We start from the raw sequence: 22,534 nt of genomic DNA on the forward strand, positions 1-22,534 counted from the left end.
TAGGTCAATGCCTCTTAAGGTAGCATGAAAAAAAGACACAAACTCAAGGAGAAAAAATGACTACAATCAGACTGACACGCATGGGACGCAAGAAACGCCCATTTTACCGAATCGTTGTAACGGATAGCCGAAAACGACGAGACAGCGGCTGGATCGAGTCGATCGGATACTACAACCCCATGACGGAGCCCGCGACGGTCAAGATCGACGAAGAGCGCTACAACTACTGGATCAGCGTCGGTGCTCAGCCGAGCGAGCGCGTCAAAAAACTCGCCGGAAAGTAAGCGAATGATCGAAACCTTTGTGCGTGATTTCGCGAAACTTGTCGTATCGCACCCGGAAGATGTCGTCGTCGAGCGTCGTAACCTTGGTGAAAACTTCGACGAGATCGTCATCTACACGCACAAAGAGGATGCCGGAAAGCTGATCGGCAAAGAGGGGCGTATGATCAATGCGCTCAAAACGGTGATCAGCGGCTGTAAAGCCAAGGACGGCGTCAACTACCGGGTCAATGTGCGAACGACCGAGGAGCGGGAGGGGTGAACGCTTCGGAGAAGCTTCCGGTTGCACGTATCGGCAAGGCGGTCGGGCTTCGCGGCGATCTGCGGCTCAATCTGCTCACCGATTTCCCCGAACAGTTCAAGAAAGGTGCCACCTTCATGAGCGACAGGGGAGATTTGACGATCAGCGCCTTCAATGCGGATCGTGGAATCGTACGATTTGAAGGCATCGACAATGTCGACGACGCCAGACGGCTCACCAATGCCTACCTCTACACGACGAAAGAGGCGGGAGAAGCGGCCTGCAGGCTGGATGAAGGAGAGTACTTCTGGTATCAGATCATCGGACTCGATGTGGAAGATGCGGGAGAGCTTCTCGGAAAAGTGGAAGAGATAGAGCGTCTGGCCGGGACCGATTATCTCGTTGTCGGGACAGCTCCCTCTCTGGTCGAGCAGGGGGCTGCCAAAAGTTTCCTGATTCCCTATATCGGCCGGTATGTCGACCGAGTCGATCTCGAAAAGGGAAAGGTCGTGACGTCAGGGGCCAAAGCGATACTGGACGCGAGTTGATGCGTTTTACGTTCGTGACGCTTTTCCGTTCGCTTATGGAGGGGTACTTCGAAGACTCCATCCTGAAGCGTGCGATCGCGAAAGGGCTGCTGGAGGTCGACTACCTCAATCCGCGCGACTTTACCGAAGACAGGCATCGCAAAGTCGACGACACGATGGCCGGTGGCGGCGCGGGAATGGTGATGATGGCGCAGCCGCTTTGCGATGCACTCTCGTCTCTCAAAGCCGAGTCGCCGGAGGTGCATGTCGTCTTTGTGTCGCCGGTAGGGAAACCTTTCCGCCAAAGCGACGCGAAGCGGCTTGCCAGGCAGAAACGGCATGTCGCATTCGTCAGCGGCCGCTATGAGGGGATCGACGAGCGGGTCATCGAACTTTTTGCCGACGAACTCTTTTCGATCGGCGATTATGTTCTGACAGGCGGCGAGCTTCCTTCGCTCGTGATGGCCGATGCGATCAGCCGGATCGTACCGGGGGTGCTCGGCAATGCCGATTCGCTCGAGGCGGAGAGTTTCGAATCGCTTCTGCTCGAGGCACCGTCGTTCACACGACCTAAAAGTTTCCATAATTTAAGCATTCCTTCAGAATTATTAAAGGGAAATCATAGTAAAATTAACGCCCTGAAAAAAATGCTGGCGTTATCCAAAACAAAATATTTTCGCCCGGAACGATATTTGAAATTTACCCAAAGGGACAGTGATGAAAAATCGATATATTGAGTCTTTCGAACAAGCTCAGATGGCAAGCAAGAACATCCCGGCCTTCCGTGCCGGCGATACGGTCCGCGTCGCGGTCAACATTAAAGAGGGTGAAAAGACCCGTGTCCAGAACTTCGAAGGTGTTTGTATCTCCATTCGTGGGGAAGGAACGGGCAAAACCTTTATCGTCCGAAAAATCGGTGCGAACAATGTAGGTGTCGAGCGTATCTTCCCGCTCTACTCTGACAGCATCGAAAGCATCGAAGTACTTCGCCGCGGCCGTGTACGCCGTGCGAAACTCTACTATCTTCGCAACCTCCGCGGAAAAGCGGCTCGTATCAAAGAGCTTCGCCGCAAATAACATAAAAGCCCCCTCTCCCTTTGGGGCTTTTCTCTCACTTTTCGCTACAATACCTTTGAAATAAATACGATAAGGTATCGACATGAAACGACTACTCGCAATATTCCTGTTTATAAATACACTCGTTTTTGCCCAGCAATCCGGCACCGATGCCGAAACGCAGAAGCACCCTTTGGTCAAACTACAGACGAATATGGGTGATATCGTGCTCGAAATCCGTTCCGACTGGGCGCCGCTCGCCAGCGAAAACTTTCTGCAGCATGTGAAGGAGGGGTATTACGACGGGGTACCGTTTCACAGGATCATCCGAGGGTTCATGATCCAAGGCGGCGACCCGACGGGCACCGGCCGCGGGGGTGATTCGATCTGGCACAAGCCCTTCAGAGACGAATTCGCTCCCAATGTCGTCTTCGACCGTCCCGGGATCCTTGCGATGGCGAACGCCGGACCCAATACGAACCGAAGCCAGTTTTTCATCACGGTCGGACGTGCCCCGTGGCTCAATGGCCACTATACGATCTTCGGAGTCGTCAAGGAGGGAATGGAGACGGTTTACAACATCTCGAAAGTTTCGACGGACCGCAGAGACAGGCCGAGAAAGCCTGTCAAGATCATCAAGGCTACACCCATCCGTTAGGGTCGTAGCGATTCACTGTCAAAAACGGTACGCTTTTTCAAAAAACTACATATAACACATATCATCAATAAAAATAAAAATTTGTCGATCTTTCTCTAAACGTATCGAAAAAGGCATGCCGTATGATTACCAGATTTTACCGTTTCGAGAAAGAGTGGAACGAGCCGTTCGACACTTCACTCGATTCGGAAACGACATTCTTGCTCATGTTCGGCGAGATGGGACGCGATGAACGTCTGAACAGGGCGATTGAAGAGGTTTGCCTTGCCTTTCCCAAAGCGCTCAAAGGCGGTTGCAGCGGAGCGGGAGAGATTTTCGGTGAGCAGCTTTTCGAAAATACGCTGGTCGTTGCGGTGGTACGGCTCGAAAAGAGCCGGGTAAGAAAAGTGGATATACCGATCGCATCGGCCGAAGAGTCGAAAGCGGTGGGTAGAAAAGTTGTGGAGTCGCTGCTCGACGATTCCCTCAAAAGCATCTTTGTTCTGAGCGAAGGTTTGACGATCAACGGTTCGGAATTGAGTGTTGGCATCAACGAAGTTCTTCCAAAGGGTGTCAACGTGACGGGTGGGCTTGCCGGTGACGACGACCGTTTCGAAAAGACCTATCTGCTTGGCCAGGATTGCAGGGTGGCTTCGGAAGTGGTCACTGCGTTCGGTTTTTATGGAGAGTGTTTCAGGAGTGCTACGGGATACAGAGGCGGATGGGACAGGTTCGGAGTCGAACGGATGATCACGTCGTCCAAAAAAAATATCCTCTATACCCTCAACGAAGAGCCCGCACTGGATGTCTACAGACGCTATCTTGGAAAGTACGCGCAAGGGCTTCCGGCCAGCGGGCTTCTGTTTCCTCTGGCGGTCCGCGCTTCGAAAGAGAGCGATGAAACGAAAGTCCGCACCATTCTCGCCATAGACGAAAAGGAGCGGTCGATCACCTTTGCGGGAGATATTCCGGAAGGGGGGTATGCCACCTTCATGAAAGCCAATTTCGACCGTCTGATCGATGGTGCCTACGAAGCGGCGAGCATGATGACCGAAGGGGTCCACATTGATGGCAGCGCACTCAGTATCGCCATCAGCTGTGTCGGCAGGAAACTGGTTTTGAAAGAGCGCACGGAAGAGGAGTTGGAGGCGATATGCGATGTCCTGCCAGAGGGCACCGGACAGATCGGATTTTACTCCTACGGTGAAATTTCGCTGATGAGCACCGGCACGTGCGACCTGTTCAATCAGACCATGACACTTACACTCATGTGGGAAGAGTAGATGCATCGTCTGCTGCAGCGGCTTCTGAAAAAGTGTGGAGTCGACGAGAATACCGCACCCGGATACGACGCCTGGCGCACGTTTCTCGAAAAGGTCGACGCCATCTTCGTCTACAACGACGAGGAGCGGTATCTGCTCGAACGCTCCCTCGAAATCTCTTCGGAGGAGATGCAGCAGTTTCTGGAGGCATCCAGGGAGAATTATCAGCAAAGAATCAGCGCCTTGATCAACGTCATTCCGGATTTGATCTTCTATGTGGACGAGGACGGGAAATATCTGGATGTTTTTTCGCAGGGAAAAGACGACCTTCTCTATTTGCCGAGAGAGCAGATTATCGGAAGGCGGATAGACGAGATATTCCCTTCGGCGTATGCCAGAGATTTCTATGAAACGACCCGGGAAGCGATCGAGAGCAACACGCTGCAAATTCTCAACTATTCGATGAAGACCAAAGGGGAAAGGCGCTTTTTCGAAGCACGTGTCATGCCGACCAACATCAAGGAGAATGGCAAACGGACGACGATCGCGATCGTCAGAGATATGACGGCGGAGAAGAAGTCGATAGAGTATCTCAATGTGATCAAAAAGATTTTCGAAGATGCGACGGAGGGGATATTCATCGCCTCTTTGGATGGAAGCTACTTCGAAGTGAACGAGGCATTCTGTACGATGCTCGGCATACCGTGTGAAAAGCTGGAGAGGATCGACCTGCAGGGGCTCGCCCGTTTTTTTACCGCGCAGACGTTCGAAACGATTTCAAAGTCGCTCGAAACGGAGGGGTGTTTTCACGGGGAAGTGGTGGTTTTGCGGGAGGATGCCTCCAACCTGTTGGCATGGCTGACCGTCGATACGGTCTATAACGAACAGCATGTGGCGAACTATCATGTCGCGATGTTGACCGACATCTCCGAACTTCAAAAATCGAGAGAAAAATTGCGCTATACCGCCACACACGATGCACTGACGAAACTTCCGAACCGGATGCTTCTGTTTGAAAAACTCGATGAGGCGCTCTCGCGTGCCAGACGAACCGGACGCTCGGGGGCACTCTTTTTCATCGATTTGGACAACTTCAAAGAGATCAACGATACGATGGGCCACAGTGCCGGCGATATGGTCTTGATCGAATGTGCGAACCGAATTCGCTCTCTCCTGAGAGATTCGGACATCTTCGGAAGGCTTGGCGGTGACGAATTTCTGCTGATCGTCGAAAATTTCAAATGTGTCGACGGTTCGATTCGTGTGGCGGAGAAGGTGATCGGAGCGCTGAACCGCCCTTTTAGAGTGGGCGACGTGGAGTACGACCTGGGGTCGAGTATCGGAATCGTCATTTTCCCGGATGACAGCGATGAGAGGGAAGAGCTTGTGCAGTATGCCGACATGGCGATGTATCGGGCGAAAGAACAGGGAAAGAACCGTTTTCATTTCTACTCCAGGGCCCTGGACAACGATGTAAAGCGCCACTATAGGATTGAAAGAGCGTTGAAGGAGGCTCTGGCGGATGAACGTTTTTTTCTGCTCTTCCAGCCACAGATCGCGCTGCGGGATGGAGATGTCACCGGTGTCGAAGCGCTGCTTCGCATCGACGAACGGGTCATGGGGCGTATGTCGCCGGCCGAGTTCATTCCGGTTGCGGAAGAGAGCGACCTTATCTTGAAAATAGGAAAGTGGGTCTTTGAAGCGTGCTGCAGGCAGATCGCAGCGTGGCGAAAAAGGGAGGGGATCCATGATCTGACGGTTGCCGTCAATCTTTCGAGACGGCAGTTGATGGATGAAGGATGGGCCCATTTCGTGGCTGAAACGCTGCAAACCTACGAGATAGATCCCGGTAGAATCGAATTCGAAATCACCGAAACCACTTTTGTGCACATCAGGAAGAGAGGATATGAAACGATCAAGAGATTGCAGGCTCTCGGATGTAGATTTTCGATCGACGATTTCGGTACCGGCTACTCTTCGCTGGCGAACCTGAAACAGTTTACCGTCGACAAACTCAAAATCGACAAATCTTTTATCGACGAGATCGTCGAGAACGATTCCGACCGAGCGATCGTGAGAGCGTCCGTCGCACTGGCGCATGCCCTCGGACTCTCCGTAATCGCCGAAGGTGTGGAGAGTGAGAAACAGAAAAGAATTCTGGCACAGATGGGCTGCGACGAGATACAGGGGTACCTTTTCAGCCGGCCGGTGAAGCCGGAGGAGATTCCTCCCCTTCTATCCAGGTAGCGGCGATCGATTCAAGACTTTTCACGCTCCGATCCCTCTTCGGGGCGGGACGCTTCTTCATTGTTCTCTTTTGTATAACCGAGGATAATCGGTTCGTTCGGCGCCGCTTCACCCTTCAGCGGCCTCTCTTCGATCAGGTTTTCGACGAGTTCGTGCAGCGCTTCGACGGCATGGAGCAGCTGCTCGGCGGCTCTGTTTTCCGTCGTCAGTATCGCGATGTTCAGAAGCGGTATCATGGCGGTGACCGCTTCGGATGCCCGCTCTATCAATCTTTTCGAAGCCGGTTTGAAGGCTTCGAAATCGTTTCCTTCCGTCAATAGGATGCGCTGGATCGATGCATTGAACTCGTTGACGAAGGCATCGCAGATTTCGAGATCTTGCCGATATTTCCGAAGGGCTTCCGCAACTTCCTCCATCGTCTCCGCGGTCTCGCGCATCGCATGGCCGTAAGCCTCCGCCTCGCTCTCCAGCGATTCGGCGATGTCGAGGTTGTGCCGGGCGGTTTTCGAGAGCGTGATGGACCATGTTATGAGCGCGGCCGTGATCGCCGCCACTGCAAGGCCGGCCGCACCCCAGAGAGGATTGGCTATCTCCGGATCGAACGCACCGCCTCCGATCCATGCGAGAATCCTTTCGATCGCGTTGGGATCGCTGAACGTATCGAGTGTGAGAGGAAGGGCGGTACCGAGTGCACCGATGAGAAGTGCGGCGGCAACGGTAACCAGCGCAGCGAAGAGTGCGGCGAAGAAGGCTCCTCCTTTTTTTTGTCTGAGTTGCACGATTTGGGGAGGTTCCGCTTCGCTTTGCCGAAGAAGCGGTTCGGCCTGTTCGATGAAGAGCGTTTCGCTGACGGGTGTGATTTCGAGCGGGGGTTCGTTGTGCAGCTCTTTGGCGAGTTTTTGAAAGCGTGTAAGGCTCTTTTTGCTAAGCCGCTCTTTGACGCTGTCGCTTTTGGATATCTCCTCGACCAATCGATCTTTCGCCTCTTTTATCTGTTTCGAGGCGCTTTCGATCGCCGATCTGGCGCGTTCGATCAGTTCGCTGGCCCTGGATTGGTTGTGCATCGTGGAAAACATGGTCTCGCTCCTTTGTCACGTTTTTCCCAATTATGCCAAAAGAGTGTGTAAAGTCTATTGATTACGATTCGTTTGCAGTGTATAAGGCGAAATGAATTTACGTATAAATATAAAAAATATTAATGAAAAATCCTGCCTGAAAGCTGATTTTTAGGGATACTTTAAGGGTTGGATGGGAAAAATATCAAGACAATTTTTAGGAAAGGGGATTTGATCATGACACCGATGGAAATGATTGCGTCTGTCTATGCCGTAGCGGCTGCCGCCCTCGTGCCGACCTGGACCATTTTCCAGTTTAAAAAGCACTGAGCGAACGTCAATATTTCTGTTTCATCGCCGCTTGCGCTTCGCGCTCGGCGGTCTTCTTTTTAAGTGTTTCTCTCTTGTCGTGCAGCTTTTTCCCTTTCGCCAGAGCGATCTGTAGTTTCGCTTTGTTACGTTCGTTGAAGTAGAGCATTAGCGGTACGATCGCCAACCCCTCCTGTTTCATCTTTCCCAGCCATTTGTCGATCTGTTTGCGGTGCAAGAGCAGTTTTCTCGGACGTTTTTCGTCAGGCTTGTAGTGGGGGTTGGTACTTTCGAGAAACGAAATGTGCATACCGAAGACCCACGCTTCTCCTTTGACGATGCGAACATAGCTGTCTTTGAGATTGACACGCCCCATCCGGATCGATTTGACCTCGCTGCCGAGCAGTTCGATACCCGCTTCGAGCTTTTCGATGATTTCATAATCGTGAAAGGCTTTTTTGTTCTTGGCGACGATTTTTATCGGCATCTATCTCTTTCCCAAAAGTTTTGAGGCTATTATACATGAATGGTGTTTATATTCATTTATGAAGAGAAGAAGGTACTTCCGCTGCCGCTGAAGAAGCGGTGCGGCGCCTGATAAGACTTCAATGACGGATAGAGTAAAAGCGCCGCTTTGTAGAGGTCGTTCGCTTCGACTGGATCGAGGCTTTTCAGCAATTCACCGCTTTCGATCGACATCCACTCTTTGGCCGCGTCTTTGTCGATATCTTTTGCAAAATTCTCTCTGAAGGTTCTGTAAACCAGGCCCGTATCACAGTGAATCGGTGGCGTGAAGAGCTTCAGTTTCGGCAGCTCCTCTTCAAAGGGTACGATGATCTCGCCGATCCCCTCCACATTGGCGCTTGGGTAGCCATAGACGAAAAACGGTACGTCTGCACCGATCTTCTCTCCGATGGCGGCGAGCTGCGTTTTGGAGAGTTTCAAACCGCATAGTTCGTTGCAAAGATTCAAAAAAGCCGCCGCATCCGAACTGCCGCCGCCAAGGCCCGCACCCTGGGGAATTCGTTTTTCGAGGGTGACACGGTGCCGTTCGAAAAACTTTTCGATGGAGGGTGCAGTCTCTTTGAGCAGTCTGTAGGCTTTGGCCACGGTGTTCTCTTTGGGAAGCGGGACCGAAGATTCGAGTTCGAAATTTTTGTCCGGACGCTCTTTTTCTGTGAACGAAAGGGTGTCGTACAGCGAATCGACCCGGACGAACCGGGAACGCAGCTCGTGATAGTTGCCGCGCAGGCCCGTAATTTTGAGAAAGATGTTGACTTTGGCGGGGGCTTGGATCGTCATGATTTGGAGAGTTTCTCCCTGAGTTTCGCAAGCAGTTCGACGGGGGCCTTTTGGGTCGCTTTGAGGTTCTCCTCACTGACTGCCCGTACCAGCTCTTCACGTAAAATCGTGACGTTGTCGGGGGCTTCGATGCCGATGCGGACGCTGTTTTTGTCGGTGGCGATGATCTTGATGACGATATTGTCGCCGATGCGGATCGCTTCATCTTTTTTTCGGGTCAGTACGAGCATAGTTTTACCTTGTTGAGCAGATAGGCGACCCGGTCGCCTTCATCGATCTCGAGGATCGAGAAGTAGTCGTCGAACACGACGGTATAGGTGCCCGGTCTCTGGATCTCGAAACGCTCCTTTTGGAGCTTCTTTCCCAGAAGAAGGTCCCGGGGATCACCGAGATAGCGGTTTCGAGGGGGCTGAAGATATTCGAGTGGATCGAGCGGTTTTTCGTGGTCGTATACAAATTTCCCTTCGCGTTTTCGTTCCAGATAGCTCAATGCCCCGGCACATCCCAGCTTTTCGGCGATCGCCTCGCCGAGAGAGCGGATATAGGTCCCTTCGCTGACCGTCGCTTCGAAGGTGACGAAAGGGTGGCGGTAGTGGAGCATCGAGATGGCATGGATCCTGGAGCGGCAGGTCGCGAGTTCGACGGACTCTCCGGCGCGCGCCAGGTCGTAGGCGCGTCTTCCGTCGATTCGTTTCGCACTGTATTTTGGGGGAATGTATTCGAAGGTGCCCTCGAACGCCTTTACCGCATTTTCGACGCGCTTCTCCTCCATCGGGGCGATGGGGTCGATACGTTCGATATGTTCGATGTCGAGGGTATCGCTGACGGCACCGAGCCAGAGAACCGCCCGGTAGGTTTTGGGCGATTTTTGAAGAAAGCGGAAGAGTTTCGTATACTGCCCGAAAGCGATGATCAGAACACCGCAGGCGAAAGGGTCGAGTGTTCCGGAGAAACCGGCTTTTTTGACACCATAGCGCCGTTTGATCCGTGACAAAAAGGTGTTGGAACCGACGAACATCGGCTTTTTCGCCACGAAGAGCCGGTTGGGGCACGTCATCGTCTCACACCTTCTCGACGAACGAGGAGAGGATGTCCCGGCGGTTGCCCCCGAAGTTGATCTTCAGCTTGTAGTCGCGCCCGGCACGCGAGACTTCGAGTACCCGTCCGATGCCGAAAAGTTTGTGTTTGACCAGGTCCCCTTTTTTGTAGCCGGTGCTCTTCTCGATCGAAAGTGCCCCCTGCAACAGCCCCGCCTCGGTCAGAAAACGGCTCTTCTCCAACTGTTTCCTGCGCCCTTTGTGGAAGCGGCTCTGTACGGTGGAGAGTGTGAGTGTCTCTTTCGCCCGTGTCATCGCCACATAGCCCAGGCGCCGCTCCTCCTCCATGTCGCACCCGTCGCCCAGCAGCGGAAAGAACTCCTCCTCCATCCCGATGACGAAGAGGTGCGTGAACTCCAGTCCCTTGGAGGCGTGGACGCTCATGATCGAGATCTGTTCCCCTTTGATCTGGTCCTGGTCGCTCTGAAGGGATATTTCGTTCAGGAAGCCATCGAGACTCATATCGGGATTTTTCTTGATCATATCGCGGAAGAGGCCGTAGAACTCGTCGAGGTTCAGCACCCGTTCCATGCCGTCCGGAAGCGAAGCGTAGTGGGCTTTGAGCCCGATGGCGCTGTCGAACATCTCCATGAACTCCATCGTCGAACGCTCGAGTGTCTCCTGCAGAATCTCGAGATCGTTGATGAAGCGGTTGATCGAGGCGTACGCCTTTTTGCTCAGCAGCTTGGAGAGCTCCGTTTTCGGTGTTTCGCTCAGGAACTGGTAGAGCGAAAGATGTTTTTCGTAGGCCGCCTTTTCGATCTTGTCGATCGTCGCTTTTCCGATGCCGCGTTTGGGACGGTTGATGACCCGTTTGAAACTGAAGTCGTCGTGGCTGTTGGCGATGATACGCAGATAGCTGATAGCGTCTTTGATCTCCGCCCTTTCGTAGAAGCGCACGCCGCCGACGAGCTGATAGGCGATGCCGGCACGGTTGAGCCCCTCTTCGAGCGAGCGTGAGAGGGCGTTGATGCGATAGAGTACGGCGATCTCGCCCGCCGCGACACCGCTGTCGATCAGCTGTTTGATGGCACGGGCGATCTTGTCGGACTCTTCGTTTTCGTCGCTGCTTTGGAAAATCTCGACCGGTTTTCCCTTCCCTTTGGTGCTGATAAGCGTCTTTCCGAGCCGGCTGCGGTTGTGTTGAATCAGAAGGTTGGCCGCTTTGAGGATCTCTTCAGTGGAGCGGTAGTTGTGCTCGAGTTTGACGACCTTCGTATCGTCGAACATGTTGGGAAACTCGAGAATGTTTTTGATGTTGGCGCCCCGCCATCCGTAGATGCTCTGGTCGTCGTCTCCGACGACGCAGAGGTTGGTGTGGCTGTCGCAGAGCTTTTTGAGCAGCTGCAGCTGCAGTTCGTTGGTATCCTGGTACTCGTCGACCATGATGTAACGGTAGCGGTCGCTGACGCTTTTTCTGAGATCTTCGTCCATCTCCAGCAGTTCGTGGGTCAGCATCAGAAGGTCGTCGAAATCGACCAGATTGTTTTCGACCAGGTACTCCTGGTAGGTCTGGTAGATGGCGGCGATCTTTTTGTACTGGGGCTGTTCGGCCTGTGCGATCGCCTGGGCGGGATGGATGAGCGAATTTTTGTAACGGGAGATTTCACTCGCGACGAGTGCGGTCGGAAGCTCTTTGTCGATCTGTTTGATGATCCGTTTTTTGTCGTCGGTATCGATCACGACGAAATCGTTTTTCCGTCCCAGTTTTTCGATGTGGAACTTCAAAAAGAGGAGCCCGAATTTGTGAAACGTGCATAGAAGCGGCGGATAGACGGGGTTGTCGATCATCGAAAGCGCGCGTTCGCGCATTTCGGACGCCGCTTTGTTGGTGAAGGTGAGTGTCAGTGTATTGGCAGGGTCGATACCGAGCGAGAGGAGATAGGCAAGACGTGTCGTGATGGTTTTGGTCTTCCCGCTTCCGGCACCGGCCAAAATGAGTATCGGCCCGTCGATATGGCAGGCGGCCTCACGCTGTTCGGGGTTGAGTTGGTCGAGTATTTTGTCCATAATCCGTTTCTGTTGCTTATAAATTGTATTTAGTATATCAAAAAAAAGTTGAAGAGACGCTCTATCGTGGCATCTTGGTTTTTCCGGAACCGATTTTTTCGTTAAATGAGAGATGGAACTTAACCGGGAATGTTTGGGCACTTAAAGAAGAATAAAATGATTACAAATAACAAAAAATTATTGCATTTATAAATATAATCTGGTAGAATAACAAATAAAAATCTTAAGGATTTGTTATGCTGAAAGATTTCGCAAAACTGGAAACTTTTTTGACGGTTGTTCGCGAACGCAGCTTTTCGAAAGCGTCTGCAAAGCTCGGAATTTCGCAGCCGGCGGTAACCCAGCAGATCAAGTTTATCGAAAAATATCTCGACTGCAAAATCATCGAACGTAAAAAGAATGGCGTCATTCTGACGAAAGAGGGAGAAGATCTCTACCGTATCGCCCTGCGCCTCGAAAAGTGCATCAACAATGCCGAGCGCGATCTCATCAAAATCATCAACAAAGAGATCACCTTCAGAATCGGTGCATCGTTCACGATCGGAAACTTCATTATCCCCGGAAAATGTCTCAACAACATCAAAAACGTCATCCACAACGACGTGCAGATCAAAGTCGAAGTGTCGGAACAGGTCATCGACGACATCCTCACCAAACAGATCGATCTTGGCCTCATCGAATCGCCGATCTTCAAAGACGACGTCATCTATCGGGAGTGGCTCGAAGACGAACTGGTGATTTTCAGCAATCAGCCGCTGCCCAAAACGCTCAAGCCCGAGGATCTGAACAACTACCGATGGATCTGCCGCGACGAAGCTTCGCATACGAGACGTATGGTGAAAGAGGTGTTCGAAGAGATCGGAACCGAATGCAAAAATCTCGACGTGCTCTATGAAGTGGACAGTTCGGCCACGCTGAAAGCCGCCATCTTGAAAGCGGAAACGAACGAGGGCGAGCCTCCGGTCGTCTCGTTCATCTCCCATGTCGCAATCGCGGACGAAGTGGAGAATGGCCAGCTCTACGAATCGAGGATACGCGGTTACCGCATCAAAAGAAAACTCTACATCGCCTACTCGAAAGACCGCAAACACGATGCTTTCATCGAAAACGTCGTGAACTTTCTCCAGCAAAACAAATGCTAGCGGGAGGCCGAAGAAGCGAAGCCCCTTCGGCTTCGCTTTGCGATGCCTGCGGCATGAAGCTCTTCCGCCATGGCGGGTTCACGCAACGCTAGGCCGTACGCAAACCTTTACCCTTTCACTTCTTTAGAAATTTTCTGTTTTCCGGATTGCTGAGAAAACTTTCGAGCGAACTTTTGACACCGGACGTCTCTTTTGTCGTTTCGAGATCGGCCATCGGCTGTGCCATATTGATCAGGATCGGCGTCTCTTCGACGAGCAGCTGCAAGACGGCAAGAATCGGCATGCTGACGACGCTTCCGAAATTCTGCGGCCCGAAACCGGCTTCGAAGAAAAGTGTCCGCTCCTCCACTTCGAAACTTTCGAAGGTGTAGCCTGCGATCATAAAAAGTGTCACCTCCTGAAGCATACCCGCGAGCTCTTCGGGCAGAGGCGGATCGAAGGTGACGTGTTCGAGATTGCAAAGCAGCCCGAAAGGCTGGTCGCTTTCGAGAAGATAGAGCAGCATATCTTTGATATGCGCTTCCATGATCTCCTGAAATTCTCTCTCTTTGATCATATCGATAAGCATAAAACTTCTTTTTTTAGGTAATTGTACCATGTTTGACGGGTTCGAATCCGATCATCGCGTTCAAAAGCGCGAACGTTTCGAAATTTCCGAGCTCGTCGACGCGGATGTCCCGGGGTATCAGAAAACCGCTTCGCACGAGCCGTTCCCTTGTCGTACCGCGAAGCAAAGGCGATTTGGGAGTGATCCATTTTTTGCCGTCGTAAAAGGCGATATTGGCGACGCTCGTATCGGTGATCAGCCCGTTTCGTACGATCAGAACGTCATCGGCGCCACCCCGTCGGGCGAAGAGGTCGTCGAGCGCTTCCCTGTCACTGTATTTGTGGGCGTAGTCGATGGAGGATTCGATCAGTTTGAGGTGCCTCACTTCTCTGGGGTGGTAGGGTGCGTAGCTGATGTCGATGAGCTCGTCCGCATAGACGATGCGGCATTTGATCTGTCCCGATCCGGAGGGTGGATGGATGAGACTGCCAAGATCGATAGGGGTGTAGTCCTCGAACAGAGCGCTTTGGCTTCTGTCGAGACGTGCCTGGTGGAGCGAAAGGTGTTGGATGGAGCCGTTTACGATCGAGATGGTTTCTAACAGCATGGTGATCCTTTTTGGTTAAGCGGTTTTACCGAATCCTTTTTCGAATTTTCGCAAAAGGGTATAGAGCTTGCATCCGACGCAGTAGCTGAATGCGGCTTCCAAAAACGCACAGAGCGCCATGACGGCGATGAGTGCCTTTGCGCCTTCGACGAGGCCCGCCATATGCAAGAGCAGTGCACCGAGGCTCATCGCTATACCGATCTTCGCGGCGAACTTTTTCGGGGCCGCATCGACGACCTGCGCTTTGCCCAGAAAGCGTGCGAAGATTCCCGAAAGCCTGGCGATCAGGCTGAAACGCCTTGAAAAGGCGCGCGCGAAGAAGTCGAGCAGCAGAAAAAGAAGCCACAGCGGCGACGGGGCCGCCATGTATGAAAGGGCGGCCATACAGGTAATGGCGCCTGCGATGCGTGCCTGTTTCTCGTTGATCCGTTCGGCGGAGATGGGGCAGCTTGGCATCTATTCGCCATCCTCGAAGAGTTCGGTGCTGAGGTAGCGTTCACCCGTATCGCAGAGGATCGTGACGACCGTTTTTCCGCGGTTTTCCGGACGCGATGCCACTTTCATCGCGGCATAGACGTTGGCACCTGAAGAGATGCCGACCAAAAGCCCCTCCTCTTTGGCGATGCGCCGGCTGGTTTTGAACGCATCGTCGTTTCCGACTTCGATCACCGATTCATAGACTTCGGTGTCGAGAATCTTCGGTACGAATCCGGCGCCGATGCCCTGGATCTTGTGCGGCCCGGGTTTTCCCCCGGCAAGGATGGGGGAGTCTTCGGGCTCGACGGCATAGACTTTGATTTCTGGAACCTTCTCCTTCAGTACCTCGCCCGTTCCGGTGATCGTCCCGCCGGTTCCGACGGCCGCGACGAAGATGTCGATTGCCCCATCGGTGTCGCGCAAAATCTCCAATGCCGTCGTTTTGCGATGAATGTCGGGATTGTCGGGGTTTTCGAACTGTTGCAGGATGATGGAGTTGTCGATCTCCTTGCAGAGTCGTTCCGCCATCTTTATCGCCCCTGTCATCCCCTCTTCAGCCGGTGTCAGCTTCAATTCGGCCCCCAACGCTTTGAGAAGCTTTCTTCTCTCCAGACTCATCGATTCCGGCATCGTGAGGATCAGTTTGATCCCCTTTGCCGCACAGATGCTCGCCAGAGCGATGCCGGTGTTGCCGCTCGTCGGTTCGATGATCGTGCTCGTTTCGTCGATGATGCCGCGTTTCAGTGCCTGTTCGACCATATTTTTGCCGATGCGGTCTTTGACCGATCCGCCGGGGTTCATGAATTCACACTTCCCAAGGATCGTGCATCCGGTTTCGCGGCTTGCGAAATGCAGCTTGACAAGCGGGGTGTTTCCGATCAGTTCGGATACGTCGTTGGCGATATTCATTGCTCTGCTCCTGGCTCAATATTCTTCCGATGTTAGCATAAGAGAAATAAATAGAAGATTATGCGTCCGGCCAAGGGTGTCAGTCGGGTTCGACGATACCGGTAATCGGCCCGTTGGTGGCGTGAAAAATCGTCGTGCCGTGGCGGTCGGCCTGTAGTTGGAGAAGCAGCCGCTGGAGTGTCGGTTCGATCGAAGGGATGAACCATGCGTTGTTGCTGATGGCGACCATGTATTTGGGATTTCCCTCGAAAAGCCGGTCGCAGGTCGCCTCGTAGCAGATGGCGTTGCGCCAGGTGTGGCCGAGCATCTCGAAATCACTCGGTTTTTCGGCAGTCGTATAGTCGCTCGCCCCTTCGAAGAATAGGTCGTTGATCCAGTGCCCGAGCCATTTGGGAAGCGGAACCGCTTCGCCAAATGGAACGAGGACCACTTTGTGCATGATGCGTAGATCGCCGTATTGGAAAAGGTAGGTGGAGTTGTAGGATTTCCCCTTCTGGGCGTAGAGGGCACCGGTGACGATCGTAATGTCGTGGCTGAGTTCCATCAGGGTCTGCATCAGTTCGATGTCGTGGTTCAAAAAGAGAGGAAAAGCGCTTTCGGGCAGGATGACGGCCCCCTTTTTTTCAGCGATCGCGTTTCGGATCGCCTGGAGGTTGAGCTCGACGATCGGCCGACGGTAGCGCGGGTCCCACTTTTTGGCCTGGTCGATATTCGTTTGGACCAGTTGGATCCGCTGTTCCAGCTGATGACGATGCGTGGTGGACGATGGATGATGAATGGCGAAGAGAAACAGTGCCGGCACGGCGTAACGGGCTTTGTGTTTCATCGGAATGAAGAGGGCGAGGGTAGCGAGAACGATCCAGAGCTGCCAGAGGTGGTCGCCGAGGATGGAGCCGGTGAACATCAGGGCGGGGCGGAACCAGTCGAAACCGAAAGGGTGCAGATACTCGACGAGGCCGAAGGCGGCAGCACGCGGCACGATGTGCCCAAGCGCCGCGATGAGCCGGAAAATGAAACCGTAGCAAAGGGCGATGCCCAGAACGACGAAGGGAATCATCCAGCTCAGGTCGTAGTAGCGGAAGCTCAGTCCGATCCAGTGGAACCAGAGCGTGGCGGTAAAAAATCCGCTCCAAAACATCGCGCGCGGCGGAAGCGTCAGCCAGAACCAGAGCGCGCCGATGCCGAGAAAGGCCTGAAACCACGGCAGATGCAGGCCGAAATGGTGCAAATAGATGAAGGCGGAGGCACAAAGTGCGGAAAGAAAGCCTAAACTAATCACAGGAGTGCTAAAATAGTGCTTCAAATTTTTCATGGCAAAAGGATAGTGTATGAATGGTGCTGAACAGGGCAATATGCTGGCTTCATTGTTTCCGCTTCTCGTATTGTTCGCGATCTTCTATTTCCTGGTGATCCGTCCGCAGCAAAAGCAGGCGAAAAAGCACAAAGAGATGGTGGCATCGCTCAAAAAAGGTGACAAAGTCGTTACCACAGGCGGCTTGATGGCCGAAGTGGTCAAACCCGAAGAGGATTTTATCAAAGTCAAGCTTAACGACGATACGATCGTCAAACTCGTTCCCGATGCCGTAGCGAGAAAGATCGAGGATGAAGCTTAATTACCGCGTCCTCGTTTTCATCGCCGCGGCGATCTTCGGCCTGGCGCTCTCTGCGCCTTCTCTTCTGAATCTTCAAAAAGGTCCAAAAATCACGCTCGGCCTCGACCTGCAAGGCGGCCTGCATATGCTTCTGGGTGTCGATACCGACGAAGCGATCGAGTCGAAAATCAAATCGCTCGCCTCCTCTGTCAAGTATGCGGCCGAAGACGAAGATCTGATCATCGACGAGTTCAAAGTGCGTGACGGCAAGATCGGCTTCGAACTGCTCGACAAAGACGATATGCCGAAAATGGACGAGATTCTGAAGAAGATCGAAGGGATCGCCGTTCAGAAAGATGGCCTGAAGTATACGGTTTCGTTGACGCCACAGGAGATCGAATCGGTCAAGAAGTATGCGATCACCCAGGCCGTCGACACGATCCGAAACCGTCTCGACCAGTTCGGCCTGGCGGAGCCGACGGTCGCCAAGCAGGGCGAAGACAAGATCCTGGTCGAAGTACCCGGTATCAAGACGCCCGAGCAGGAGCAGCGCATCCGCGAGCTGATCGCCAAAGCGGCGCACCTGCAGCTGATGGCGATCGACGAGGAGCGTGCGGCGAACGTCGACCGCATGACACCGGCCGAGGCGGCGCAGTACGGCGATGTCATTTTAAAAGATGCCCAGAACCCGAACCGCAAATATCTGGTCAAAGAGATCCCGATTCTGGACGGTTCGATGCTGACCGACGCGCGCGTGGCGTTCGACAAGAACAATCAGCCGGTCATCAACTTCTCGCTCAACTCGCAGGGGGCGCAGATTTTCGGAGACTTCACCGGCAAAAACGTCGGCAAGCGGCTGGCGGTCGTGCTGGACAACCGCGTCTACAGCGCGCCGGTCATCCGTGAGCGTATTGGCGGCGGCAGCGGGCAGATAAGCGGCGGCTTCAGCGTCAAAGAGGCGCACGACGTGGCGATCGCGCTGCGATCGGGTGCACTGCTGGCCCCCGTCTTCATGGAAGAGAAGCGCAGTGTCGGGCCGAGTCTCGGAGCCGACAGCATCAAAGCGTCGATGGTCGCTTTGATCACCGGTTTCATCGCCGTCGTCGTCTTTATGATTCTCTACTACGGCATCGCCGGGGCCGTGGCCGATGTGGCGCTTATCGTCAACCTCTTTTTGATTTTGGCGATCATGGCGCTCTTCGGCGCGACGCTCACGTTGCCGGGTATGGCAGGTATCGTCCTGACCGTCGGTATGGCGGTCGATGCCAATGTCATCATCAACGAGCGGATACGCGAGCTTCTATATGAAGGCAAAAGCGTCGCCAAGGCGATCGAGCAGGGGTATGCCAACGCTTTCAGCGCGATTCTGGACGCCAACATCACCACGCTGATCGCGGCGGTGGTGCTCTACGCGTACGGTACCGGCCCGATCAAAGGGTTCGCGATCACGATGAGCATCGGTATTCTGGCATCGATGCTGACGGCGATTCTGGGAACCCACGGTATCTGGCAGATGCTGGAATCAAAAATCGACAAGAACAGGCTGAATCGCTGGTTCGGCATCAAACTCGAAGGGGGTAGGTAGATGAAAAAGGTTAATGAGCGCGGTTTAGCTGCGCGTGGGCCCGCTGCCGAAGCGAACCCAGTGTTAACGCAGCCCGAGGGGCTTGGCCGCTCGGGCGTATTCCCCGGAGGGGAGAGCTGATGGAACTGTTTCGCTATAAAAAACCGATTCCTCTGATGTCCAAATCGAAGATATTTTTTGCCCTCTCTTTGATTGCCGTGTTGGCATCGTATGTGCTGATCTTCACCAAGGGGTTCAATTACGGTATCGACTTCGCCGGCGGTACGCTGGTACAGGTGAAATACGAAGGCAAAGCGCCGATCGACAAGGTACGCGAGGCGATCAAATCCTCCAAAACCTTCGAGGGCGCATCGGTCAACTACTTCGGCAGCGACGACGAAATCGTCATCAAGGTGCGTACGAGTTCCAAAAAACTTGGGACCGATATCGGTGACGAGGCGCGCAAACTGCTGGAAGGAACGGGCAAGTTCGAGATCCGCCGGGTCGACATGGTCGGGCCGAAGGTGGGTAACGAGCTGCGTGAAAAAGGGATCATGGCGCTCGTACTGGCGATCGCCGGTATTTTGCTTTATGTCAGCTTCCGTTTCGAGTGGCGCTTCGCGATCGCTTCGGTGCTGGCGCTCGTGCACGATATCTCGATCGCCATGGGGGCCATCGTCCTTTTCAATGTCGAAGTCAATCTCGACATTCTGGCCGCACTGCTGACGATTCTTGGCTACTCGCTGAACGACACGATCATCGTCTTCGACCGTATCCGCGAGGGCCTGACGACCGTGAAGAGTTCGAAACTGGCCGATGTCATCGACGAGTCGGTCACGCGAACGTTGTCGCGTACGACACTGACGTCGCTGACCACCTTCTTCGTGGTTCTGACGCTCTTTTTGATGGGCGGCGAGATCATCCACGGTTTCAGCTTCACGCTGCTGGTGGGCATCATCGTCGGTACCTACAGCTCCATCTTCATCGCATCGCCGCTGCTGATGATGATGGGCTTCGATGTGGAGAACTACCGCAAAAAGCTGGCGGAGAAGAAGAAACGCGAGCAGGAGAAAGCGAAGATGCGCGCGATGTACGAGCAAGGAACCGTCTGACGCACTGCAGCCCTGGGCTGCATGCGTGACGCAAGAGGATGGATGATGGATGCAGCCGATGGGCTTTATCCATTTTTTATCCCATCACATGAGAGTTTTGAATGAAATACAATCCTTCCGAGATTGAGAAGAAGTGGCAGCGGTTCTGGGACGAAAACGAGAGCTTCGAACCCAGTGAAGAGAAGAGCTTGCCGAAAAAATATGTGTTGAGTATGTTCCCGTATCCGAGCGGGCGTATCCATATGGGGCATGTACGAAATTACGCCATCGGGGATGCGGTGGCGCGCTACTGGCGCAAGAAGGGGCACAACGTGCTCCATCCGATCGGGTGGGACGCCTTCGGTATGCCCGCCGAAAACGCGGCGATCAAGAACAAGGTACACCCGAAAAAGTGGACCTACGAAAACATCGACTACATGCGCAAGGAGCTCGCGGCGCTGGGGCTCTCCTTCTCGAAAGAGCGGGAGTTCGCCACCTGCGATCCGCTCTATACCAAATATGAACAGGCGTTCTTCATCGATATGTGGGAGAAGGGGCTGGTCTACCGCAAGAAGGGGTATCTGAACTGGTGCCCGCACGACCGGACGGTACTCGCCAACGAGCAGGTGATCGACGGTTGCTGCTGGCGCTGCGATACGCCGATCGTCCAGAAAGAGATGTACCAGTACTACATCAAAATCACCGACTACGCCGACGAGCTGCTCGAAGATCTGAAGAAACTGGAAGCCGGCTGGCCGAGCCAGGTGATCGCGATGCAGCGCAACTGGATCGGCAAGAGCACAGGCCTGGAGTTTTCTTTCGAACTCGACGAAGAGAGCAAAGAGAAGACGGGAATCGGGAGCTTCGAAGTCTTCACGACGCGCCCCGATACGATCTGCGGCGTCAGTTACGCCGCCGTGGCACCCGAGCACCCGCTCGCCAAAGCGCTGATGGAAAGAGGGTTGCTGGACGACGAGATCGCAGCGAAAATCGAGGCGATGCGGCGTATGCCGGTGCGGGAGCGCAACATGGCCGAAAAAGAGGGGGTGCCGCTGGGCATCTACGCACGTCACCCGATCACGGGCGAGAAGGTGCCGGTCTGGGTCGCCAACTTCGTTCTGATGGAGTACGGCAGCGGTGCGGTGATGGCGGTGCCGGCACACGATACGCGCGATTACGATTTCGCGAAAAAGTATGGCCTGCCGATCAAGCCGGTCGTCTATCCGAAAGAGGGTGAACTGCCCGAAAACGAAGCCTACACCGAAGATGGGGTGTTGAAAGGATGCGGCGAGTTCGACGGCCTCTACGGCCAGGCGGCACGCGACGCGATCATCGCGTGGTTCGAGGAGAAAGGGATCGGCAAGAAGGTCGTCAATTTCCGCCTCAAGGACTGGGGTGTCAGCCGCCAGCGCTACTGGGGTGCGCCGATTCCGATGATCCACTGCGAAAAGTGTGGCGTCGTGCCGGAAGCCAAAGAGAATCTGCCGGTGACACTGCCCGACGATGTCGAGATAACCGGCGAAGGGAACCCGCTCGATCACCATCCGGCCTGGAAATTCACGAAATGTCCGAAATGCGGAGGCGATGCGACCCGAGAGACCGACACGCTCGACACCTTCGTGCAGTCGAGTTGGTACTTTCTGCGCTACACGACACCGCGCCGCCTCTGGGAAGAGGTCGCGTTCACGAAAGAAGATACCGACTACTGGATGCCGGTCGACCAGTATATCGGCGGTATCGAGCATGCGATTTTGCACCTGCTCTATGCCCGCTTCTTCACCAAAGTGTTGCGCGATCTTGGCTACGTCGACGTCGACGAGCCGTTCAAACGCCTTTTGACCCAGGGCATGGTGCTCAAAGACGGTGCGAAGATGAGCAAGTCCAAAGGCAATGTCGTCGACCCCGATGCGCTGATCGAGAAGTACGGTGCCGATACGGCGAGGCTCTTCATCCTCTTCGCCGCACCGCCGACGCAGGAACTGGAGTGGAACGACAGTGCCGTCGAGGGAGCGCACCGCTTCCTGCGCAAGCTCTACGACCGCGCGCAGAAGACCGAGCCGTGCGAATCACTGCCCGAAATCGACCACAAGTCGCTGGAGAAGAGTGAAAAAGAGGCGCGCAAAAAGGTCTACGAAGCGCTGAAGAAGGGTGAAGAGGTCTACGGTGAACGCTTCACCTTCAATACCCTGATCGCCAGCTGCATGGAGGCGATCAACGCCCTCGACAAACAGCAAAACCCGCAGATTTGGCAGGAGGGTATGTGGATTCTTCTCAACCTTCTGGAACCGATCGTTCCGCATATCGCCTGGGAACTCGGCGAGCGGCTCTTCAAACGCGCTAACTTCGTGCCTCTCGCAGTGAAGGAGGAGGTTTTCGAAGTCGACGCGATACCGATGGCCGTTTCGATCAATGGCAAACCCCGTGCCCAGATCGAAGTGGCACCGGACGCGAGCAAAGAGGAGATCCTCGAAGTCGCCCGGGCGGCCGTACCCAAATGGCTCGAGGGCAAAACGGTCGTCAAAGAGATCGTCGTGCCCAGGAAGCTGGTCAACTTGGTCGTGAAATAGCTTGCGTGAGGAGT

The 22,534-nt window shown here is 54.0% G+C and carries 24 protein-coding genes; 13 read left to right on the top strand and 11 right to left on the bottom strand.

Annotation, left to right across the window (positions count from 1 at the left end; all coding sequences use genetic code 11):
- Positions 1 to 56: 56 nt before the first annotated feature.
- The 8 genes from rpsP to QUD54_RS08610 all read left to right on the top strand — a co-directional run bounded on the left by rpsP (position 57) and on the right by QUD54_RS08610 (position 6,251).
- Positions 57 to 284, top strand: a complete 228-nt coding sequence (rpsP, locus tag QUD54_RS08575) for a 30S ribosomal protein S16 (protein WP_286336314.1) — start codon at positions 57 to 59, stop codon at positions 282 to 284.
- Between the two features lie 4 nt (positions 285 to 288).
- Positions 289 to 543 (top strand): KH domain-containing protein, encoded by a 255-nt coding sequence (locus tag QUD54_RS08580; RefSeq protein ID WP_286336315.1) that lies wholly within the window; start codon positions 289 to 291, stop codon positions 541 to 543.
- Positions 540 to 1,070 carry a ribosome maturation factor RimM gene (rimM, locus tag QUD54_RS08585; RefSeq protein WP_286336316.1) on the top strand — a complete coding sequence of 177 codons (531 nt, stop codon included), beginning with the start codon at positions 540 to 542 and terminating at the stop codon, positions 1,068 to 1,070. Before QUD54_RS08580 ends, rimM begins: the two co-directional genes overlap by 4 nt.
- Positions 1,070 to 1,786: a tRNA (guanosine(37)-N1)-methyltransferase TrmD gene (gene trmD, locus QUD54_RS08590; protein WP_286336317.1), complete on the top strand. Its 717-nt coding sequence runs from the start codon at positions 1,070 to 1,072 to the stop codon at positions 1,784 to 1,786. The genes rimM and trmD overlap by 1 nt, the downstream gene beginning before the upstream one ends.
- Positions 1,767 to 2,126, top strand: coding sequence for a 50S ribosomal protein L19 (gene rplS / locus QUD54_RS08595; protein WP_286336318.1), 360 nt, complete (start codon positions 1,767 to 1,769; stop codon positions 2,124 to 2,126). Before trmD ends, rplS begins: the two co-directional genes overlap by 20 nt.
- Positions 2,127 to 2,208: 82 nt before the next feature.
- On the top strand, positions 2,209 to 2,763 hold the full coding sequence (locus tag QUD54_RS08600; protein ID WP_286336319.1) for a peptidylprolyl isomerase: 555 nt from the start codon (positions 2,209 to 2,211) through the stop codon (positions 2,761 to 2,763).
- Between the two features lie 122 nt (positions 2,764 to 2,885).
- On the top strand, positions 2,886 to 4,025 hold the full coding sequence (locus tag QUD54_RS08605; protein ID WP_286336320.1) for an FIST signal transduction protein: 1,140 nt from the start codon (positions 2,886 to 2,888) through the stop codon (positions 4,023 to 4,025).
- Positions 4,026 to 6,251 carry a sensor domain-containing protein gene (locus tag QUD54_RS08610; protein ID WP_286336321.1) on the top strand — a complete coding sequence of 742 codons (2,226 nt, stop codon included), beginning with the start codon at positions 4,026 to 4,028 and terminating at the stop codon, positions 6,249 to 6,251. It abuts the gene before it with no gap.
- Positions 6,252 to 6,262: 11 nt separating this feature from the next.
- On the opposite strand, the gene QUD54_RS08615 is transcribed toward QUD54_RS08610, so the two are convergent.
- The 6 genes from QUD54_RS08615 to QUD54_RS08640 all read right to left on the bottom strand — a co-directional run bounded on the left by QUD54_RS08615 (position 6,263) and on the right by QUD54_RS08640 (position 12,024).
- On the bottom strand, positions 6,263 to 7,327 hold the full coding sequence (locus QUD54_RS08615; RefSeq protein WP_286336322.1) for a hypothetical protein: 1,065 nt from the start codon (positions 7,325 to 7,327) through the stop codon (positions 6,263 to 6,265).
- Positions 7,328 to 7,643: 316 nt separating this feature from the next.
- On the bottom strand, positions 7,644 to 8,102 hold the full coding sequence (smpB, locus tag QUD54_RS08620) for an SsrA-binding protein SmpB (RefSeq protein ID WP_286336323.1): 459 nt from the start codon (positions 8,100 to 8,102) through the stop codon (positions 7,644 to 7,646).
- Positions 8,103 to 8,158: 56 nt separating this feature from the next.
- Positions 8,159 to 8,917, bottom strand: coding sequence for a 4-(cytidine 5'-diphospho)-2-C-methyl-D-erythritol kinase (locus QUD54_RS08625; RefSeq protein ID WP_286336324.1), 759 nt, complete (start codon positions 8,915 to 8,917; stop codon positions 8,159 to 8,161).
- A complete protein-coding gene (gene csrA, locus QUD54_RS08630; protein WP_286336325.1) occupies positions 8,914 to 9,147 on the bottom strand; it encodes a carbon storage regulator CsrA in 234 nt (77 codons plus the stop codon). Before csrA ends, QUD54_RS08625 begins: the two co-directional genes overlap by 4 nt.
- Positions 9,135 to 9,974: a tRNA pseudouridine(55) synthase TruB gene (gene truB / locus QUD54_RS08635; RefSeq protein ID WP_286336326.1), complete on the bottom strand. Its 840-nt coding sequence runs from the start codon at positions 9,972 to 9,974 to the stop codon at positions 9,135 to 9,137. The genes csrA and truB overlap by 13 nt, the downstream gene beginning before the upstream one ends.
- A gap of 4 nt (positions 9,975 to 9,978) precedes the next feature.
- Positions 9,979 to 12,024, bottom strand: a complete 2,046-nt coding sequence (locus tag QUD54_RS08640) for an ATP-dependent helicase (protein WP_286336327.1) — start codon at positions 12,022 to 12,024, stop codon at positions 9,979 to 9,981.
- Between the two features lie 236 nt (positions 12,025 to 12,260).
- Here QUD54_RS08640 and QUD54_RS08645 point away from each other — a divergent pair, with 236 nt between their 5' ends.
- Complete coding sequence (locus QUD54_RS08645) at positions 12,261 to 13,166, top strand: LysR family transcriptional regulator (protein WP_286336328.1); 906 nt, start codon at positions 12,261 to 12,263, stop codon at positions 13,164 to 13,166.
- Between the two features lie 115 nt (positions 13,167 to 13,281).
- On the opposite strand, the gene QUD54_RS08650 is transcribed toward QUD54_RS08645, so the two are convergent.
- The 5 genes from QUD54_RS08650 to QUD54_RS08670 form a co-directional block, all read right to left on the bottom strand.
- Positions 13,282 to 13,734 carry a hypothetical protein gene (locus tag QUD54_RS08650; RefSeq protein WP_286336329.1) on the bottom strand — a complete coding sequence of 151 codons (453 nt, stop codon included), beginning with the start codon at positions 13,732 to 13,734 and terminating at the stop codon, positions 13,282 to 13,284.
- Between the two features lie 13 nt (positions 13,735 to 13,747).
- Complete coding sequence (locus tag QUD54_RS08655; protein WP_286336330.1) at positions 13,748 to 14,320, bottom strand: aminotransferase class IV family protein; 573 nt, start codon at positions 14,318 to 14,320, stop codon at positions 13,748 to 13,750.
- A 15-nt stretch (positions 14,321 to 14,335) separates the two neighbouring features.
- A complete protein-coding gene (locus QUD54_RS08660) occupies positions 14,336 to 14,776 on the bottom strand; it encodes a DUF4395 domain-containing protein (protein WP_286336331.1) in 441 nt (146 codons plus the stop codon).
- On the bottom strand, positions 14,777 to 15,706 hold the full coding sequence (cysK, locus tag QUD54_RS08665) for a cysteine synthase A (RefSeq protein WP_286336332.1): 930 nt from the start codon (positions 15,704 to 15,706) through the stop codon (positions 14,777 to 14,779).
- A 79-nt stretch (positions 15,707 to 15,785) separates the two neighbouring features.
- Positions 15,786 to 17,018 (bottom strand): apolipoprotein N-acyltransferase, encoded by a 1,233-nt coding sequence (locus tag QUD54_RS08670; protein ID WP_286336333.1) that lies wholly within the window; start codon positions 17,016 to 17,018, stop codon positions 15,786 to 15,788.
- A 16-nt stretch (positions 17,019 to 17,034) separates the two neighbouring features.
- Here QUD54_RS08670 and yajC point away from each other — a divergent pair, with 16 nt between their 5' ends.
- The 4 genes from yajC to leuS all read left to right on the top strand — a co-directional run bounded on the left by yajC (position 17,035) and on the right by leuS (position 22,520).
- Positions 17,035 to 17,319 carry a preprotein translocase subunit YajC gene (gene yajC / locus QUD54_RS08675; RefSeq protein WP_286336334.1) on the top strand — a complete coding sequence of 95 codons (285 nt, stop codon included), beginning with the start codon at positions 17,035 to 17,037 and terminating at the stop codon, positions 17,317 to 17,319.
- A complete protein-coding gene (gene secD, locus QUD54_RS08680) occupies positions 17,309 to 18,883 on the top strand; it encodes a protein translocase subunit SecD (RefSeq protein ID WP_286336335.1) in 1,575 nt (524 codons plus the stop codon). The genes yajC and secD overlap by 11 nt, the downstream gene beginning before the upstream one ends.
- Positions 18,884 to 19,002: 119 nt before the next feature.
- On the top strand, positions 19,003 to 19,974 hold the full coding sequence (secF, locus tag QUD54_RS08685) for a protein translocase subunit SecF (protein ID WP_286336336.1): 972 nt from the start codon (positions 19,003 to 19,005) through the stop codon (positions 19,972 to 19,974).
- Between the two features lie 101 nt (positions 19,975 to 20,075).
- Positions 20,076 to 22,520, top strand: coding sequence for a leucine--tRNA ligase (leuS, locus tag QUD54_RS08690; protein WP_286336337.1), 2,445 nt, complete (start codon positions 20,076 to 20,078; stop codon positions 22,518 to 22,520).
- The last annotated feature ends 14 nt before the right edge of the window (positions 22,521 to 22,534 follow it).

This window comes from Hydrogenimonas cancrithermarum (genome assembly GCF_030296055.1).
GTDB lineage: Bacteria > Campylobacterota > Campylobacteria > Campylobacterales > Hydrogenimonadaceae > Hydrogenimonas > Hydrogenimonas cancrithermarum.